The following is a 15,877-nucleotide window of genomic DNA, read 5'->3' on the forward strand; positions in this document are numbered from 1 at the left end:
TCGCACTTGGCATGAATGCCTGTGAAGCGGGGTATCGGGTAAAATTCTATACGGCTGTCAATCTTGCTGCTGAGCTTGCAGAAGCTGTCCAGATGAACAAACTGTCCAAACTTGAAAAGAGTCTCAGTAAAATAGTTCTTCTGATAATCGATGAACTCAGTTATCTGACTTTTAACAGGTACCAGTCAGAAATGCTTTTTCAGATCATATCAGAACGTTCAGAAAGAGCCAGTGTTATCATAAGTACAAATCTTGAATTTTCACAATGGACACAGCTTTTTGAAAACGAGGTGATATTCATTCTCAGTTGGAGATATTCTTCGCTGATAGAATCAGCTATTGACAATTGCTGATTTTTCTGATAACGTAAAAGCGGACGGAATTTAATTCCGTCCACTTAAATAAATTTTTCTGCACTATTTTGTATTTACACAAAACTTGAAGAATACTCCTTTTACCAGTGCCAACCAGTCTCCAGCGCAAACAGCCTATATGATTTCATTTCATCCCAGTTATCAACATAGTTTTTGGTTCGATATATTACCGAATCTGACATATCTGCGTTCATTCTTATTCTTTTTTATTATTTTTGCTGCTCGATAAGTGTCATTCTTCGCACAAATTTACTATATGAAACATATGACTAATCTAGTAGCCTACTTAAATTTGTCTAACTCTTTTTTACTAACTCGTACACTTATTGATACTAATTTTTTCACTCAATCACACCTCCCAATACTGTATAAAATAAAACATCCGTGCACAAATGTCAATACATTGTTGCACGAATATTTGTTCTGTGTTCATTTTTTCTTTTGTTATATAATCCTATGACATGCTATAAAATTATCATTAAAATTTAGATAATCTTTGTTCGATATATAGCATCCAAAATATTACTCAGCTCATCCTAATCTTTTCTTCCGATGTGATCTTATTTGCTCGTGTCACAATGTACTTATTTCCTTCAAATTACATCTTTGCACTGGCAAATTATATTTCTTATACTTATATCCAATGTACCCAGCGAAACTATTTTCGTGTGTAGAAATTAAGAATTGAACATTGGGGAACTCTGTTCTTATTAATTCCACAAACGAAACTATATTCAAATCATCCATGCACTGAACCGGATCATCAATTAGCATTATATTCAATCCAGCATTTATAAATATCTTATGTAATGCTAACGAAAATGCAAGCAAAATACCAGATAATTGTCCTGAACTCATAGTGTATAAAATATCATGTTCCTCATTAGGTGTTGTAAATCTGATAGAATTTAATTCTTCTTTACCATTCTTATCTCGAATTAATATGCCCTGTCCGCCTTGATACGATTGTAAAATTCTTGCACTATAAATATAAAAAGGTATTTCAACCTGTGAAATGATATTGCCTTGATATTTATCAATACTGGCTTTCCAATCTTTCATGTATTGATTAAGTTTTTTACTAATTTCACCTTCAATACATTCTTTTTTCCTCTTTAAGTTCTCTATCTTTTTGCTTTTATCTCTTTCTTGTATAATAAATTTATATTTTAAAAACTCAGCTTTCTGTACTATATCCCCTTCCTTCAACTCTGCCACCTCTTCTATTGACAAAAAATATTCCTTTAAAAGACTATCAAATTGGTACTCATTCTTTTTTTGATAATATTCTTCTGGTAATACACATATTTCATTTTTTATAACATTCTGAATCTGCTGAATATTCTTTTCCATATTATTTACAGAAAACTCATCCGTTAAAGAAATCTCAAACATATTATCTTTTAGAAATTTTTCTATGTATTTGTATTTCTGTACAATATCACTTTCATCGAATTCCATAAAAGCACTAAGCAACACATTACTCTCTAAATCAGAAATTAAAACTTCAGCGTCACCCCACACATTTTGCAGAAAAGTTTCACTAATAGTATCTACTATCTCCTTCATTTGCTTTCCTGTCGTTCCAAGAAGAGAATTTACATCATTAGTTGTTTTTTCAATATTATTTAATAACTGCTCTTTTTCCTGCCAAACATAACCACAATATGGGCATTTTCCATCCTCAAATATATTCTCCTCTTCTGAAGTTTTCATCAACTGCTCACGAATTCTAATCATCTCATTTATAGATTGTTGTGTCTGTTGAACATTCTTTTCAATTTTTCGATACTCTAAAACTTTTTGAACCAATTTATCACAAACATCTGCTTTATCAACATATTTTCCTATTTGCTGATATTCAATATTTATGTAATCTAAGTCCTTTATTTTTTTACTTTCCTTCTTTAGAAACAGAAGTTTCTTCTTGCTTTCAATATACTTTTCAATATCATCTTGTATATATCGCATAATAATATACGCTTTTAATTGAGTTTCTAACATGGCATTATTTAATAAATTATTATACTTACTATTTTTTAAATCATTTCGTAACTGTTCTTGATTTAATACAATTTCTTTAACACCATCTAAAATATGTAGAGTATGCTCCAAGGATTTGGGGGAAGAAATAATCGGCTCCTCAACATCCCATACAACATCCTTCTTAAGCAATTTTCTATATTTCACTTGTGCTCCTGATTCATTTTCAAAATCAGCATATAGACTCTCCTGCAATTCTGCTATCTGTTTTTCTAAATATTTAACTAAATCACTTATTTTCTTTTTAGCCGATTGTATACTCTTAAGTTTCTGATTTTCATCATCAATCTGGAACAATGAATTAATACTTCCCATTCTACCTGTTTCATTATTCTTGAAATAAGCAAGCCTATCCTCTTGCTGAATATAATATAACAACGTATACAAAGTCTGTGAAGTTTTTCCGAAAAGTTCTGTTTGCATCTTTTTCAATTCTTCTAATGGCACTAAATATTCATCTGAATATTCTATATCATCAAAATTATAAACAAGATAAGTTTTTGTTATTTCTTTCAATTTTTTTGGGTTATTATCAATAGAACTATTACACTCCTTATGTCCCTCTATTTTCTTTACTAAAACAAATATTTTATCATTTTTGCAAAACTCCGCTTTAATAATTACATCTTTTTTATAATCTTTTGCAAAAAACACCTTCTGATATTTATATTTTCCATCTAAGACCTCACAGGTTGTTACTCGTTTTATATCACCCGTAATCAAAAATTCTACGGCATCAAATAAGCTTGTTTTTCCATATCCATTTGGTCCATCAAATATATTCAATCCATTTTTTAAATCCAGCGTAAAATTTTCAAACAACTTGTAATTATCTAAGAAAATTTTGTTTATAACTATTGTACTATTCATTATTTTCCTCCAAACCGACGAAACCCCAATCTTCTAATACCTTATTCACTAACTGCTCCATGTTCTCTTGCGGACTATTCAAAGTTTCAATAATGTTATCCAACCGATCTAATTCATCATCATTACATTTTTTAATATCTAGCATATACTCTGATACACTCTTTATCTCCCCATTAGTTTCAAAATTTATTGGAATAATAGGGATTTTAATAAATAATTCCGAAACCAATTTATATATTTTTTCATTATCACCATTCTTTTTAAACTTACTAAAATTTTCGGTATCAAAAATATATGTTTGAATTAATTCGTTGATTGTCCAGTTATGTTGCTTACGTAATTTTTTAAACTCATCTGACTGTGCCTCACTGTATGCAAATACATATTTCTTAAAATAGAAAGGATCATCCTCTATCTTTACCTTTAATTCGTCCAATTTATTTGATTTAATATCTCTTTTAACACAGTAGATTAGCGATGTATTTTTATCCATATCCGGAACATATATATCATTTTCTCTAAAATAATTAGCAATTTCAATTACCAAATCTTTATAGTTGTCCTGTGCAACCAATTGTGATTCTAAAATTTGTAACACAATAAATATCTGACTTTCAACTTCTCTATGTTTAAATATATTCAGATTATACACTTTTTCCTCAAACGTAATTTCTGTTTGAACTACATTTTCATATGCACAATCAAACATTATTTCTTTAATAACATTAATCATTTTCTATTCCTCCATCAATGTCTACAATTGCATCTTCTAAAGGTTCCATCTTAATATTTTTACAATGATATATGTGTTCCTCTTCAATTTCGAATTCCTTTAAAAAATCACCTGCTCCATCATAAATTGAATCTGTTTCCAAATCTCTACTTATCAGACAATTAACATCCATTAATATCTCATATAAATTTGGATTAGCCACAATTTCTCCACATGCACGCATTAATGCTTTTTTACTTCCATCACGATTTCCTACTGTTGTCAACAAATTTAATGTCTTTTTTTTCCCCACATACGAAATATAATCTCTATCTTTTTCAAATGTAGAATTTATATCACGCAATCCCTTAAAAAACGGATTTTTGTATCTATCAATAATACAGTATTCAGCCCAATTCATTTCGTCTATTTTCTTTAAAACATTCGGATTGATTGTATGTATTAAATCTCTGATTTTATCCTCACTCATTCTTGAAATATGTTCATAAAATGCACTCACTTCACACTGCTTACAAAACATTACTCTTTCTTCTTCAGAGTCCCATTCATCTAAACAGTACTCATGATATTCCCCGCACATCATTAGCAGTTTATTTTTAATATTGTATAAATAGTATTCTTCACATCTTTTTATCGAATCATCACTATCAAGCACCTTTCTAATCCGATTAAATCCTATTCTCCGCTCTGCGGTTTTATTATACTGAATATGTCTTTGCGTAATATGCTTGTCTATTAATCCTTGTAAACATAAAAAGATCATTTCACAAAAATTTTGATCAGTACATTTCCATCCTTCAGCCCCAGTATTTCTCCAGTAGCTATTGATTTCTACCTTAATTAAATCATTAATTTCAGCCAATTCACAGTATACATTGCCATTAGAATAGGAATACACTTCTAATTTTTTTATATCTTCATCTTGTATATTTTGGCTCGTCAACATTTGTGCTTGCAAATCCGACAATATCCTGTCCAAAATATTATCAACATTATGAACATTAATTTTTCTATACTCAAAATATTTTTCGTTGTACTCTTTAATTAATTTATTGACTTCTGATTTTCTGCCTGATTTATATATTTTTTCTACTTCATCTTTTTTTTTCGGATTACTTTTATAAGAAATAATTATATTTTGCAATGCCTTTATATGACTACACTTCAATATCAATTCCTTAACTTTATCATTCCATTCATTTTCATCATAGTTTATTGACTTACACACATGCAAATACGCATACTCAATAGTTTTGTGATTAACAATCTTGTAATATAGTTTTACCAAGGCATCTTCGTAATCAGTAATGTTGTGCTTATCTTTGGCTTTCACCTGATGAATAGTCTTGTATTGAACACCGTCATTATCTTTATACAATATCGAAAAATCTTCCAGCCATTCTAATTCTATACTATATTTCTCTATTTCATCAACTTTCCCGATAGAAATCAATTCATTTATTTTCTTTAATACCACAAATAAGGCTATTTTACCTTGATAATTATAGCCACTCCAACTATTTGTTGCATCCCAATTCTCATTTTCCAATTTAGTATTAATACACATTCTACCCCTTCTTTCATTGCAAAATAACCTATATTCAATTATACTAAATCCATATATATATAAATAAATTCTGTTTTTTCAATTAACCCCAATGTTTATTTTGCACAAACAAAGAAGCTTTCTTTTTCCCATATACTTTCTTCTTTAATTTTGTCCTATTGCAGTATGTTCTCCAACCATTGTATCGTCTGTGCTAGTTCACTTTAATATTCATCAACCCTTTTGTATGAAACATTCATGTTATTATTAGGATAAAGATTAACTATAGAAATTAACTCTTTATATACGTTGTTTAAATTTTTTCTTTTTGCTGAATTTATAAATTAGTTTTGAATCTTTTAACAAGTGCATTTGTAATAAGAGTAATTATACTTACTAATAAAGTTCCTCCTGCACTAGCTAAAGCTGTTATTATGCCTTTGTCAATAAAAAACTGAGCCACCTCGCTAATAAAAAAGTGAGCCAGTTGTGATAAAAAAATTTTGAGCCACTAATCGTGATTCAAGGTCGAGTCGATACGGTAAGACGAGCTGCAGTTCATGTTCAGAACGAAGGATCTGAAGGTGACTCTGTCTATGAGTGCAGCAAGCAGCATTTCGTTTTCAAAAAGCTGTGTCCATTGTGAAAATTCAAGATTTGTGCTTATGATAACACTGGCTCTTTCTGAACGTTCTGATATGATCTGAAATAGCATTTCTGACTGGTACCTGTTAAAAGTCAGATAACTGAGTTCATCGATTATTAGAAGATCTATTTTACTGAGACTCTTTTCAAGTTTGGACAGTCTGTTCATCTGGACAGCTTCTGCAAGCTCAGCAGCAAGATTGACCGCCGTATAGAATTTTACCCGATACCCCGCTTCACAGGCATTCATGCCAAGTGCGATTGAAAGATGTGTCTTTCCACTCCCGGGATTTCCGATCATGACAATATTTTGACGTTGCTTTTTGAAATCACAGGAAACGAGCTGCTGTATGGTGCTTTCATTGACATTTTCAAGCCTTGTCATATCAAATGCATCCAGCGTTTTCAATGTTGGAAATTTCGCAGCTTTTATCCTGCGTTTTTGACCGGCTGCTGAACGTTCTGCAAGTTCTTGTTTCATCAGTTCTATTAGAAATTGTGCATAGCCATCGTCAGCAGACAGCTGCCGTATGACCTTTTCATAGTTGTTGAAAGTCGGCAGCCTGAGCTGTTTTGCATAGAGTTTGATCATTTCTTTCTGTACGCTGTTCATACTGCATCACCGTCTTTCATCAGTGAATCATATCGTTTGAGATCCGGCGGTACAATCTCGATGGAGGATTCTATTTGCATTTTTCTTACCGAACTGCCGATTACAACTGCATACAGCGTATTGTAGGAATCTGCATAAGGCAAGTGTTTCATTACCGCATTTCCGGTATCAAGATACAGCCGCAGCACCTTGACAATTTCTTTGGGACTGCTCAGTTTCATCAAAAACTGATAAAGTTCGGTCGGAACAGTTTCCTTTATCGGTGCAGCATTGTAAACACTTCTCGGACGCTTTTCAATCAATCCGATGTAGTGCTCTAAACGATAATGGGTTTGGTTATGACGGTAATCGCGATCATATTTCGCAATGATCTCACCACGGAACAGCATTATGACCTGATTACCGCTGCCTTTAACAGTTATCATTTTGGAACTGTACTGATACGGCACTGAATATTTGTTGTGATCAAATCTCACGAGGGAGAAATCATCAACCTTAATCTGAAGTGTGTTTGACGTATCATAGCGGTACGGTGGTAAAGGGATCCAGTGATCCTTACAGTTTTCAGTCATTTCACCTACAGTCAGCTCTTTTCCGGGTATCTTATGATTCCTGTACACAGCGCAGTATTCCAGAAGCTTTTTATTCAGCTCATCTATGGTCGATATGTTAGGGACAGGCACGAAGAAATTTCTTCTGACAAGTCCGACCAGACCTTCTACAAGCCCCTTTTCATGCCCCTGTGCAGGATTGCAGAATACCGGTTTGAAGGCATAGTGAGCCGACAGGGAAAAATATTTATCTGTTGCTTTTGCATGGTATCCAAAGCCTTCTTTTACAGCAACACGAGCATTATCAAAAATGATCTTCCGCGGTGTTCCGCCGAAATGTTCAAGCCCTTTTACGATTCCTTCCAGGAAGCTTTCTTCATTCTGCCGATAAAAGGCTGAAACGAAGATATCCCCACTATGACATTCACGCATACACCATATCTGGATTTTCTGCTTGATCCCACCAAGTACTACAGTTGCCTCACCCCAATCTATCTGAACGGCTTCGGCAGGGTCATAAGACAGTGGTACAAATACATTGCTCACCTTGTCCTTAAGTTCTGCCACAGCCCTTCTTACAGAAGCTTCACAGCCTTCAAAACCACACTCAGCAACCAGGCGTGTGTATATCTTATGTGTTGTATGTTGCTGCTTTCGCGGAGCTTTCTGGTCAGAATCTAAGCACTTCATGATAAATACTTTAACTTCATCAGTGATGATGTCCTTTTTTCTGCCACTGCCCGGTTTGCGTTCCCATGGAACTGTTTGTCCTTCCCAATATTTCTTTACTGTGTTTCGTGAGATTCCCAGTATCTTTGCTACGTTACGCTGACTGAAGTCTGTATGCTCTCGATAATATCTGATCTTTTCATAAATATCCATTGCTATTGCCACTCCTTATCCCTCCTGTATACAAGTTTTTTCTCTTATTATACAGAAGATTTATTTTTTGTGGCTCACTTTTTTATTATCATTTTTTCCTCTAATGGCTCAGTTTTATTTTAGCAGACATAGTTATTATCGTATCTGACATAAAAACACTTCCTACTCATATTTCTTCTATAATATATCTGACATATAATTTTTATATCTCTTATTTAATTTATTATAGTCCTAATTTTTAGTAAATGCAAGATGTTTTTACATTTTTCTACAAAATATTATTTTATTATATCATATTTTTAATGGTAACACGTTCTTTTTACTTTATATTAGCTATAAAAGTTTTAATTATTTATTAAATAGTTTGAATATTTTAATTATATACTTCAACCATAGCCTTTATGGGTTCAAAAAGATGACAATGTGCAATCAATATGTCGTTATGAATTCGATAAAAAGAAATATGATAAACAATCTAAACATACTACCTTAATTTTGTATTATCTTTCAAGTTTTCATATGCACCGATTAGGCTAATGGATAAATTTAATACAATTAACCGAAATATCTTGTTTTTATGCGGTCTTTCGTGTATAATAGATAGTATATAAAATTAATGGAATTTCATTTTTCAGTAGGCTAAATTGATGTTTTTGCAGAAAAATTGTATATTTTGAGGTGTTATTATGGAACCGAAAAAAGTTAGAATTATAAAAGAAAAACCTGTTCTCCCTACCTTATACAAAAATGTAGGAATATATTGTCGAGTGAGCAGTAACACTCAAGAACAGTTAAATAGTATGGCTGCTCAAGTATCATTTTTTGTTCAGCTATTAAGCAGACGCCTTGACTGGCGCTTTGTTGACATATATCTTGACTTTAAAAGCGGAGAGTCCAAAAATAACCGTTTAGGCTTTAAGCGCATGATTGAAGATGCCAGAAATAAAAAGCTTGATATAATTATGACAAAAAGCATCAGCCGCTTTGGGCGAAACACCTTAGATACTATTCAAACTCTCAGAGAATTAAAAGACCTTGATGTAACCGTCATATTTGACCAAGAGCACCTTGATACTTCCAAGGAAGATTCAGAAGTGATATTAACAACATTGGCTGCCTTTGCTGAAGAAGAAAATAAAAATCGCAGAGATAACCAAAATTGGGCTATAAAGAAAAGACTGAAAGATGGCACTTCTGAAATATACTCCAGAGCATGTTTTGGATACACAAAATCTGACATCGGAGAACTGACCATAGATCGCAAGCAAGCAGAAATCGTTCAAAATATATTTACTATGTATCTTTCCGGCATGAGCATATTAGGCATTGTTAAAGAACTTGAAAGACAAGGCATCAAGTCTCCCACCGGCAAAGATAAATGGTGCAAACGAACCATCGACACAATGCTCAGCAACGAAAAATACATCGGTAATGCCCTTGTCTTTAAAACCTACAGTATCTATACTCCCAAGCATAAGAGAGTTCAAAATAATGACCATTCTCATGAGCAGTTCCTTCTAAACGATGGTCATCTCCCTATTATTTCAAAGGAGGTGTTCGACGCTGTGCAGGAAGAAAAGGCTCGCCGCAGCAATATTGTCACAGATGAATCCGGCAAGCACAGAAAAGATACTCGGTATAGTTCAAAAGAGAAATAACTTTTACAGTTTATCAAGATTTACCCATCCCCTGTTACTTAATATTTCTCCATTTCGCAGTATCAGCACGTTGCCTACTATCCTTAAGTAATTTTGCTGCTTTTATAAAATCTTCCTCTATTAAAATATTTTCTTTAGAAATTACAAAATCACACTTTTCATCAAACAACTCTTTTATATTGACAGTTCTTCTAATGGAATTATATGCAGCTTCAGATGCAACAAAAGCTATTTCCGCTCCCGAACTACCCACTAAATATTTATCAACAAATACATCTTTATTAAAATGTTTGTCTACAGGCATTTTTTCAGTATGTATTCTAAAAATCGCCTTACACCCCTCTGGAGATGGTCTTTGTATCTCTATAACATAATCAAAACGTCCTGGTCTTTTGATTGCTTCATCAATCATATCAATTCTATTTGTCGAAGCAATCGCACAGATTTGATTGTTTTCATCAATGCCATCCATCAAAGTCAAAAGCTGATTTACAACTGTTGCCATGTGGGGATTGCCATCGGAATCTCTAGTTGATGATATTGAATCGAATTCATCAAAATATATAACAGCTGGACTATGATGTTTTGCTTCATCAAATATCTTTCTCAAATTTTCTTCCGATTGACCAATATATTTATTTAGTATTTCCGGACCATTAATAGAAACAAAATGTGCTTTTATCTCGTTTGCTATTGCCTTAGCAATAAGAGTCTTACCGCACCCCGGAGGACCATATAACAAAATTCCTTTATGTGGCTTAATATGATAATGTGAAAAAAGTTCAGGTGCAATTAGAGGTAATTCTATGACCTCTCTTACTTGCTGAACAATACTATCTATACCGCCTATATCGTCAAAAGTTGTAGATGGAATATTCTTTTCTTCCTCAGTTGTTTCGTTATTTTCATCATTGTTTCCATCAAGAGATATAGAGAATCCACCTCTAAATGAAGAGTATTGTTCCTTAGGCTTTATACCTATAATTTCGGTTTGTTGCATCCCCATAGGAGCTTCTCTGTATTTATATTCCCATTCTCCATCCTCAGTAACATCTATTTTATCAGGTAAGTTCTCTACGGTCTTTTCAATTTTATCTATTTGAAAATGTTTACATAAATTCAAATTCTTTGTTGTAGTTTCACTAGTAAGGATTTGCATTATGCGTTCTTTATCAACAATCCAAATATCTCCTTCAAAATGACCTATATCATACCAACACAGCGTTGATCGATACGAATAATACCCCTTCCTAAGAGATATAGACGATAACGAATTGCATCCCCAACCAGCTCCCGAATAACAAAACTCATCAGATAATATTTCATTTTCATAACTTTTTTCACAATTTAAGATTGTAAACAGATTATCAATATCACTAATTGTAGCTTCTTTTTCATCTATGTAATATTCCGTTTTAGACCAATTTTTAATTGTGAGCATAATATGTTTTAATTCAAAAAAATGCTCTTTCAGTTCTTCAAATGTTAGAGTTAATATATTTTCTGATTTATTCTGAATAAAGTTTTCAAATATCCCACAATTTGTACAAACCGAATCATAAAACTTTGATGAAGATTTGTAAAATACAATTTTAATTATCATAGTTTTCCCCCCTTTGTTTCTACACTACAATGATCATTCTTATGAGCAATTCCTTCTAAAAGACGGGCATATCCCCATTATTTCAAAAGAAATATTCGATGCCGTACAGGAAGAAAATGCTCGACGCAGCAATGTTGCTACGGATAAATCCGGCAAGCGCAGAAAAGATACTCGGTATAGTTCTAAAAATAATACTGAAATTTAATTTAGTCTCATTCTAAGATATTGCTTGCGGTATAAATTCAATAGTTTTATGCAATCCGCCGGTCCTTTTAATTAACTCCTCCTGACCAATTATTTGTATCAAGTTTTTAATCAATCTTCCAAGAGTTCTTTTGTCTTCCTCATTTTCTCGATAATAAAATATTTTTGTTTGTACATTATCGTTACAAATAAATAGTCGCAATACATCTCTATCTGTAATATCTAATGAGTGACCAAAAATATACAAGTTATGTTTAGGAATCTTTTCTTTAGCAGATACCAAATAAATATGCTTCATTACTGAATTATGGCTGTTTCTATACGATTCTAACATATTATTTTTGTTTTCTATATAGTTTGCATATTCATCTCTAATCCTGTCTATCCAATTTAAATAATCATTGTCGGTAGATTTATATACTCTTTGATAGAATTTTTTAAATACCAAAAACTCTAATTCTGAATCCTTTCTTTCGTCATTTAAATACTCATCAATACCCAACACTAAATTGCTGGTTTTTACATTCTTATTTATATTGGCCTTTCCATGTATATAATCATATTTAATCTTCTTTTCTTTGCCATATATCTTTTCATATGTATCAGAATAATTGAATGATAATACATGATCAGGATTCAAATTCTCTATATCTGTACTTCTCTTGCTAACTATAATTCCTCCAACAAATTCAGCAATATAAATTTCCAATGCACGTGTCAACATATTTAACTCTGTATATAAGTATTTCGTAAATACATCTATTTGGGATGAACTCCCATATGCATTTTGCAGCTACCCCTTTGAACATTTTAATATATTCATTAGCATTTGGGATTCATACTTCTCAACATTTCTTACAGAACCGCCTGCTTGAACTTGAAATCTTGCAGAATCTAACGCTTGAATAACCTTTGATATTTCCAATTCAAAATCTATCCAGTTCTCACCTATATTAGAAGATGCATTCAAAAAATATTCAAACCAAACATTATGTTTAATGCAAGTATACATTTCATCTAATGCTTTGTTTGAAGTTGTAACCTCTGTATCATATGTTCCATCTTCATTAACTCTTTTCGTGTATTTTCTGTTTTCAAAAGCTTTTAACAAAATTTCCTTAATATATGTATTGACTTCCCAATTATCAAGATTTTTTTGTTTATATTCACATAATAATATGTCGTCATAAAAAGTATAAATTCTTCTTGCTTTGTCACAAAAATCAAGAAAATCCTTATAATGAGTTGGCAAATCATGTTCTAAATCAAACCCATTTCCAATCAATAATATTTCTATTTCTATTCGTTCTCTCGTGTCTTAATAAAATTCCATTGTCGTAGAATCCCTGTCACAACCATCCAATCCATAATCAAACTATTCTCTATCTACCAGATAAAATTTCTAGTATTAATGCAACTATTAATAATAATCCTTCATTATCATTATAAATACCAAACTTGCTTCTCTCATTTCCCTGTATATATTCACTATATCCTGCAAACGCTTGATTCCAATCCTCCAAATTATATGGGCAATCATCATCAAATGTATTAAACATATTATCTTTATACTTTTCTCTGATATATTGAATCAAATTTCCAGCATCAATATGTTGTTCAATTTGCTCTATCGTTTCTGATTTTCCTTGGGATATAAGTGCAATTATCTCTAAGCCAAATAATTGTAATCGTTCCGTGCCATTAAACATTTTATTCATAATACATATCTCCTTAATTTCTATATTTTAATCGGATATTATTTTTTATAAAAATATATAGGATATTATATCATATTTTAGCTAAAATTGCATTTAGTAAGTCCTACAAAACTTTTTTAACAAGCAAATCCAAATATTAAACTTATACTTTTAACCGATTAAAATCAGTCAAATAGCATGTTAAGGGATACACTTTTAACCGATTATCTCTAAGGGGGCTGGATCAATTTAGCCTACTCAAAATTTCACCAAAAGTAGTCTAAAATTTTTCTCTAAAAACGCAAAAAGGCTTGAAATCAAACCTTTTTCATTGTATCAAGTTTAAAACCTTGACTTGTGCAAGCCCGAGTCCGACTCCAACATTAAATCCTACTGCAAGTCCGACCGCAACCGCAACTCCAAGTCCGACGGCAAGTCCTAATACCGAAATTGACTGTAATATCAATGGTGAGAATCTATCTGTTACACTTAAAAACAGCACTTTAGGTGAAATTATTTTGGTTGCAGAGTTTGATACAAACGGTAAATTCCTACGTTGTACTACTAATTTACCATAGGAGAATATAAGTATTCCGTTGCTTTCTACAACCAATACCGCAAAAATTATGTGGTGGGATTCTCTAAAAAATCTCATCCCACTTACTGACGCAAAAACTGTAACAAGATAGTTTAAATTTTTATTAACTTTATTAGATTAATCTGATAGTTTATAATGAAATGGCAGTTGAAATGATAGAGCTAAGGTTTTAGCAAAACTCTAAGTATTCAACTGTCGTTTCATTATTTCTCGGTAAGCCATATTCTACTAACCACTCGCAAGTGTATTAATATTCTTACAAGATATATATGTTTGTAAAACTTTCTGTTATCTAATATCTTTTTCTTATCCCCTGCATTACTCATCCTCATTCACATCAAATTCGTCCATAATCAACTGCTCAATGTAGTTTTCAAACTTTGTTCTTACAATCAAATATCTGTTACCCATATAAAAAGCGAATTTACCTTCATTGTTTTCTGCCATCCGTCTGAGTTTTTTAACTCCGATATTGAAATAAGCAGAAGCCTCATATATTGTCAACATATATTTTTCGCTTATTGGAATGTTATTTTTAATGCTACTGATATCTTTTTGATTAGCCATATTACTGCCTCCTATTTCATGTACAATAACCTTTTTGTTATTACATATATAACTCAAAACTCAGAAAATAGCAACTAATATCGGCAAAGAAAAAGCATTTATATCGTAGAAGTTTGGTTAAAATGATTCTCGAATTTTGTGCGATTTATGAAGTGGCAATTACCGCCGCAATGTCAGAACATTATAATACGAGTTCAACATTATTAGACATTTTATTTTTCATGTGTAAATCGACCAGCTTTATATACCTCTACACACAAAAGAAGATTTGTAATAACTAAAGCTGTTCCATTAATACCTTTATTTCTACTAATGCGTTCAATTTACGATTTAAAAATCCCTATAAAATAACCAAAAACAAGTATAAAATTAATTTATATGATTGACTTTTCATTTCTGGTTTTGTTCTCTCCAATATATCTCTTCATTTCATCAGCTTAGTTGTATGTATTGCATTTGGTTGTAAATTATGTATTTAGCAAACATACAGTTGCATTCGTTTACTATACTCTCCCCTACATTCAGTGTCACTTATTATATGCCCTCACAAAATTGTCACACTTTTAATTTGTCGATAATACGAAATATCTTGTAAAAAATCATTAAATAATGTATAATAATATTATTTAATATTACAGATTAGAACGGTAGGTACAGTTGTGCATATTATTGGAAAAATAGACATTGAAATATATCGATGCGTGACAGCTGATATACAGACAAGCGATGTTATCATAACACAACAACAGATTGAGCATATACAAGAACGTCACCCTAACGATTACGAACGATATTTTAAATATGTAAATGAAATATTGGAAAGTCCAGATTATATACTTGAGGCTAACAAACCAAATACGGCATTTATTTTAAAACACATTTGTGATAATGGTAAGAATTATCAACTTATATTGCGATTGAAGACATCACAAGACCCTATTGGTTATAAAAACTCTGTTATAACCTTTCTTAAAGTTGATGATAAAAGATATAATCGTTATCTTCGTACTAAAAAAATTCTTTACAAAAATGAATAAAAGTGCTATAATATTAGTAGGATAAGATAAGGTTATTTGAGGTGGACAATTTCGTGGCATCCACACGCCGATGGTAACGACAGGGGTAACCCGAGAGATGCAGGAGAACGCCACGCCTGCCAAATAACTATTCTTTAGAGAACCGCCTTGAATTTCAAGGCGGTTTTTGCATTAATGACGGGAAGAGAGTGTGAGAAAAAATCTGTAAAAAATAATCCTTCTATGATAGAATATAAATAAATCATAGGAGGAATTT

At 31.9% G+C, this 15,877-nt stretch carries 12 protein-coding genes and 1 pseudogene; 3 read left to right on the plus strand and 10 right to left on the minus strand.

Annotation, left to right across the window (positions count from 1 at the left end; all coding sequences use genetic code 11):
* The coding region (locus ACLR9T_RS12105) for an ATP-binding protein (protein ID WP_413109777.1) at positions 1-353 on the plus strand (353 nt) is incomplete at its 5' end.
* A 594-nt stretch (positions 354-947) separates the two neighbouring features.
* Here the strand turns inward: ACLR9T_RS12105 and ACLR9T_RS12110 are convergent.
* The 5 genes from ACLR9T_RS12110 to istA all read right to left on the minus strand — a co-directional run bounded on the left by ACLR9T_RS12110 (position 948) and on the right by istA (position 8,269).
* Positions 948-3,287, minus strand: coding sequence for an AAA family ATPase (locus tag ACLR9T_RS12110; protein ID WP_147515215.1), 2,340 nt, complete (start codon positions 3,285-3,287; stop codon positions 948-950).
* Positions 3,280-4,020 (minus strand): ABC-three component system middle component 1, encoded by a 741-nt coding sequence (locus ACLR9T_RS12115; protein ID WP_147515216.1) that lies wholly within the window; start codon positions 4,018-4,020, stop codon positions 3,280-3,282. Before ACLR9T_RS12115 ends, ACLR9T_RS12110 begins: the two co-directional genes overlap by 8 nt.
* Positions 4,013-5,587, minus strand: a complete 1,575-nt coding sequence (locus tag ACLR9T_RS12120) for an ABC-three component system protein (protein ID WP_412957002.1) — start codon at positions 5,585-5,587, stop codon at positions 4,013-4,015. The genes ACLR9T_RS12115 and ACLR9T_RS12120 overlap by 8 nt, the downstream gene beginning before the upstream one ends.
* A gap of 490 nt (positions 5,588-6,077) precedes the next feature.
* Positions 6,078-6,824 carry an IS21-like element helper ATPase IstB gene (istB, locus tag ACLR9T_RS12125; protein ID WP_413109778.1) on the minus strand — a complete coding sequence of 249 codons (747 nt, stop codon included), beginning with the start codon at positions 6,822-6,824 and terminating at the stop codon, positions 6,078-6,080.
* On the minus strand, positions 6,821-8,269 hold the full coding sequence (gene istA / locus ACLR9T_RS12130; protein ID WP_413109779.1) for an IS21 family transposase: 1,449 nt from the start codon (positions 8,267-8,269) through the stop codon (positions 6,821-6,823). Before istA ends, istB begins: the two co-directional genes overlap by 4 nt.
* Positions 8,270-8,943: 674 nt before the next feature.
* On the opposite strand from istA, the gene ACLR9T_RS12135 reads away from it, so the two are divergent.
* Positions 8,944-9,915 (plus strand): recombinase family protein, encoded by a 972-nt coding sequence (locus ACLR9T_RS12135; RefSeq protein ID WP_117968963.1) that lies wholly within the window; start codon positions 8,944-8,946, stop codon positions 9,913-9,915.
* A 34-nt stretch (positions 9,916-9,949) separates the two neighbouring features.
* On the opposite strand, the gene ACLR9T_RS12140 is transcribed toward ACLR9T_RS12135, so the two are convergent.
* From ACLR9T_RS12140 to ACLR9T_RS12160, 5 genes and pseudogenes are all read right to left on the minus strand, one after another.
* Entirely contained in the window at positions 9,950-11,518 is a 1,569-nt protein-coding gene (locus ACLR9T_RS12140) for an ATP-binding protein (protein WP_412578851.1), read from the minus strand.
* 217 nt (positions 11,519-11,735) lie between these two features.
* A pseudogene (locus tag ACLR9T_RS12145) lies at positions 11,736-13,007 on the minus strand (AbiH family protein).
* 97 nt (positions 13,008-13,104) lie between these two features.
* Positions 13,105-13,440 (minus strand): hypothetical protein, encoded by a 336-nt coding sequence (locus tag ACLR9T_RS12150; RefSeq protein ID WP_118447092.1) that lies wholly within the window; start codon positions 13,438-13,440, stop codon positions 13,105-13,107.
* Positions 13,441-13,747: 307 nt separating this feature from the next.
* Positions 13,748-14,074, minus strand: a complete 327-nt coding sequence (locus ACLR9T_RS12155) for a hypothetical protein (protein WP_117968912.1) — start codon at positions 14,072-14,074, stop codon at positions 13,748-13,750.
* Between the two features lie 261 nt (positions 14,075-14,335).
* The gene (locus ACLR9T_RS12160; RefSeq protein ID WP_022229657.1) at positions 14,336-14,584 is read right to left on the minus strand and encodes an excisionase; all 249 of its coding nucleotides are present in this window, start codon (positions 14,582-14,584) and stop codon (positions 14,336-14,338) included.
* A 659-nt stretch (positions 14,585-15,243) separates the two neighbouring features.
* Here ACLR9T_RS12160 and ACLR9T_RS12165 point away from each other — a divergent pair.
* A complete protein-coding gene (locus ACLR9T_RS12165) occupies positions 15,244-15,621 on the plus strand; it encodes a PBECR2 nuclease fold domain-containing protein (RefSeq protein WP_176932128.1) in 378 nt (125 codons plus the stop codon).
* The last annotated feature ends 256 nt before the right edge of the window (positions 15,622-15,877 follow it).

This window comes from Thomasclavelia sp. (assembly GCF_047249845.1).
Classification (GTDB): Bacteria; Bacillota_I; Bacilli_A; order Erysipelotrichales; family Coprobacillaceae; genus Thomasclavelia.

Bases quoted from the DNA above. Each gene is read 5' to 3' on its own strand.
- ACLR9T_RS12140 (WP_412578851.1), bottom strand. From the start codon at position 11,518: ATGATAATTAAAATTGTATTTTACAAATCTTCATCAAAGTTTTATGAT.
- ACLR9T_RS12155 (WP_117968912.1), bottom strand. From the start codon at position 14,074: ATGAGATTTTTTAGAGAATCCCACCACATAATTTTTGCGGTATTGGTT.
- ACLR9T_RS12150 (WP_118447092.1), bottom strand. From the start codon at position 13,440: ATGAATAAAATGTTTAATGGCACGGAACGATTACAATTATTTGGCTTA.
- ACLR9T_RS12135 (WP_117968963.1), top strand. From the start codon at position 8,944: ATGGAACCGAAAAAAGTTAGAATTATAAAAGAAAAACCTGTTCTCCCT.
- ACLR9T_RS12120 (WP_412957002.1), bottom strand. From the start codon at position 5,587: ATGTGTATTAATACTAAATTGGAAAATGAGAATTGGGATGCAACAAAT.
- ACLR9T_RS12110 (WP_147515215.1), bottom strand. From the start codon at position 3,287: ATGAATAGTACAATAGTTATAAACAAAATTTTCTTAGATAATTACAAG.
- istB (WP_413109778.1), bottom strand. From the start codon at position 6,824: ATGAACAGCGTACAGAAAGAAATGATCAAACTCTATGCAAAACAGCTC.
- ACLR9T_RS12115 (WP_147515216.1), bottom strand. From the start codon at position 4,020: ATGATTAATGTTATTAAAGAAATAATGTTTGATTGTGCATATGAAAAT.
- ACLR9T_RS12160 (WP_022229657.1), bottom strand. From the start codon at position 14,584: ATGGCTAATCAAAAAGATATCAGTAGCATTAAAAATAACATTCCAATA.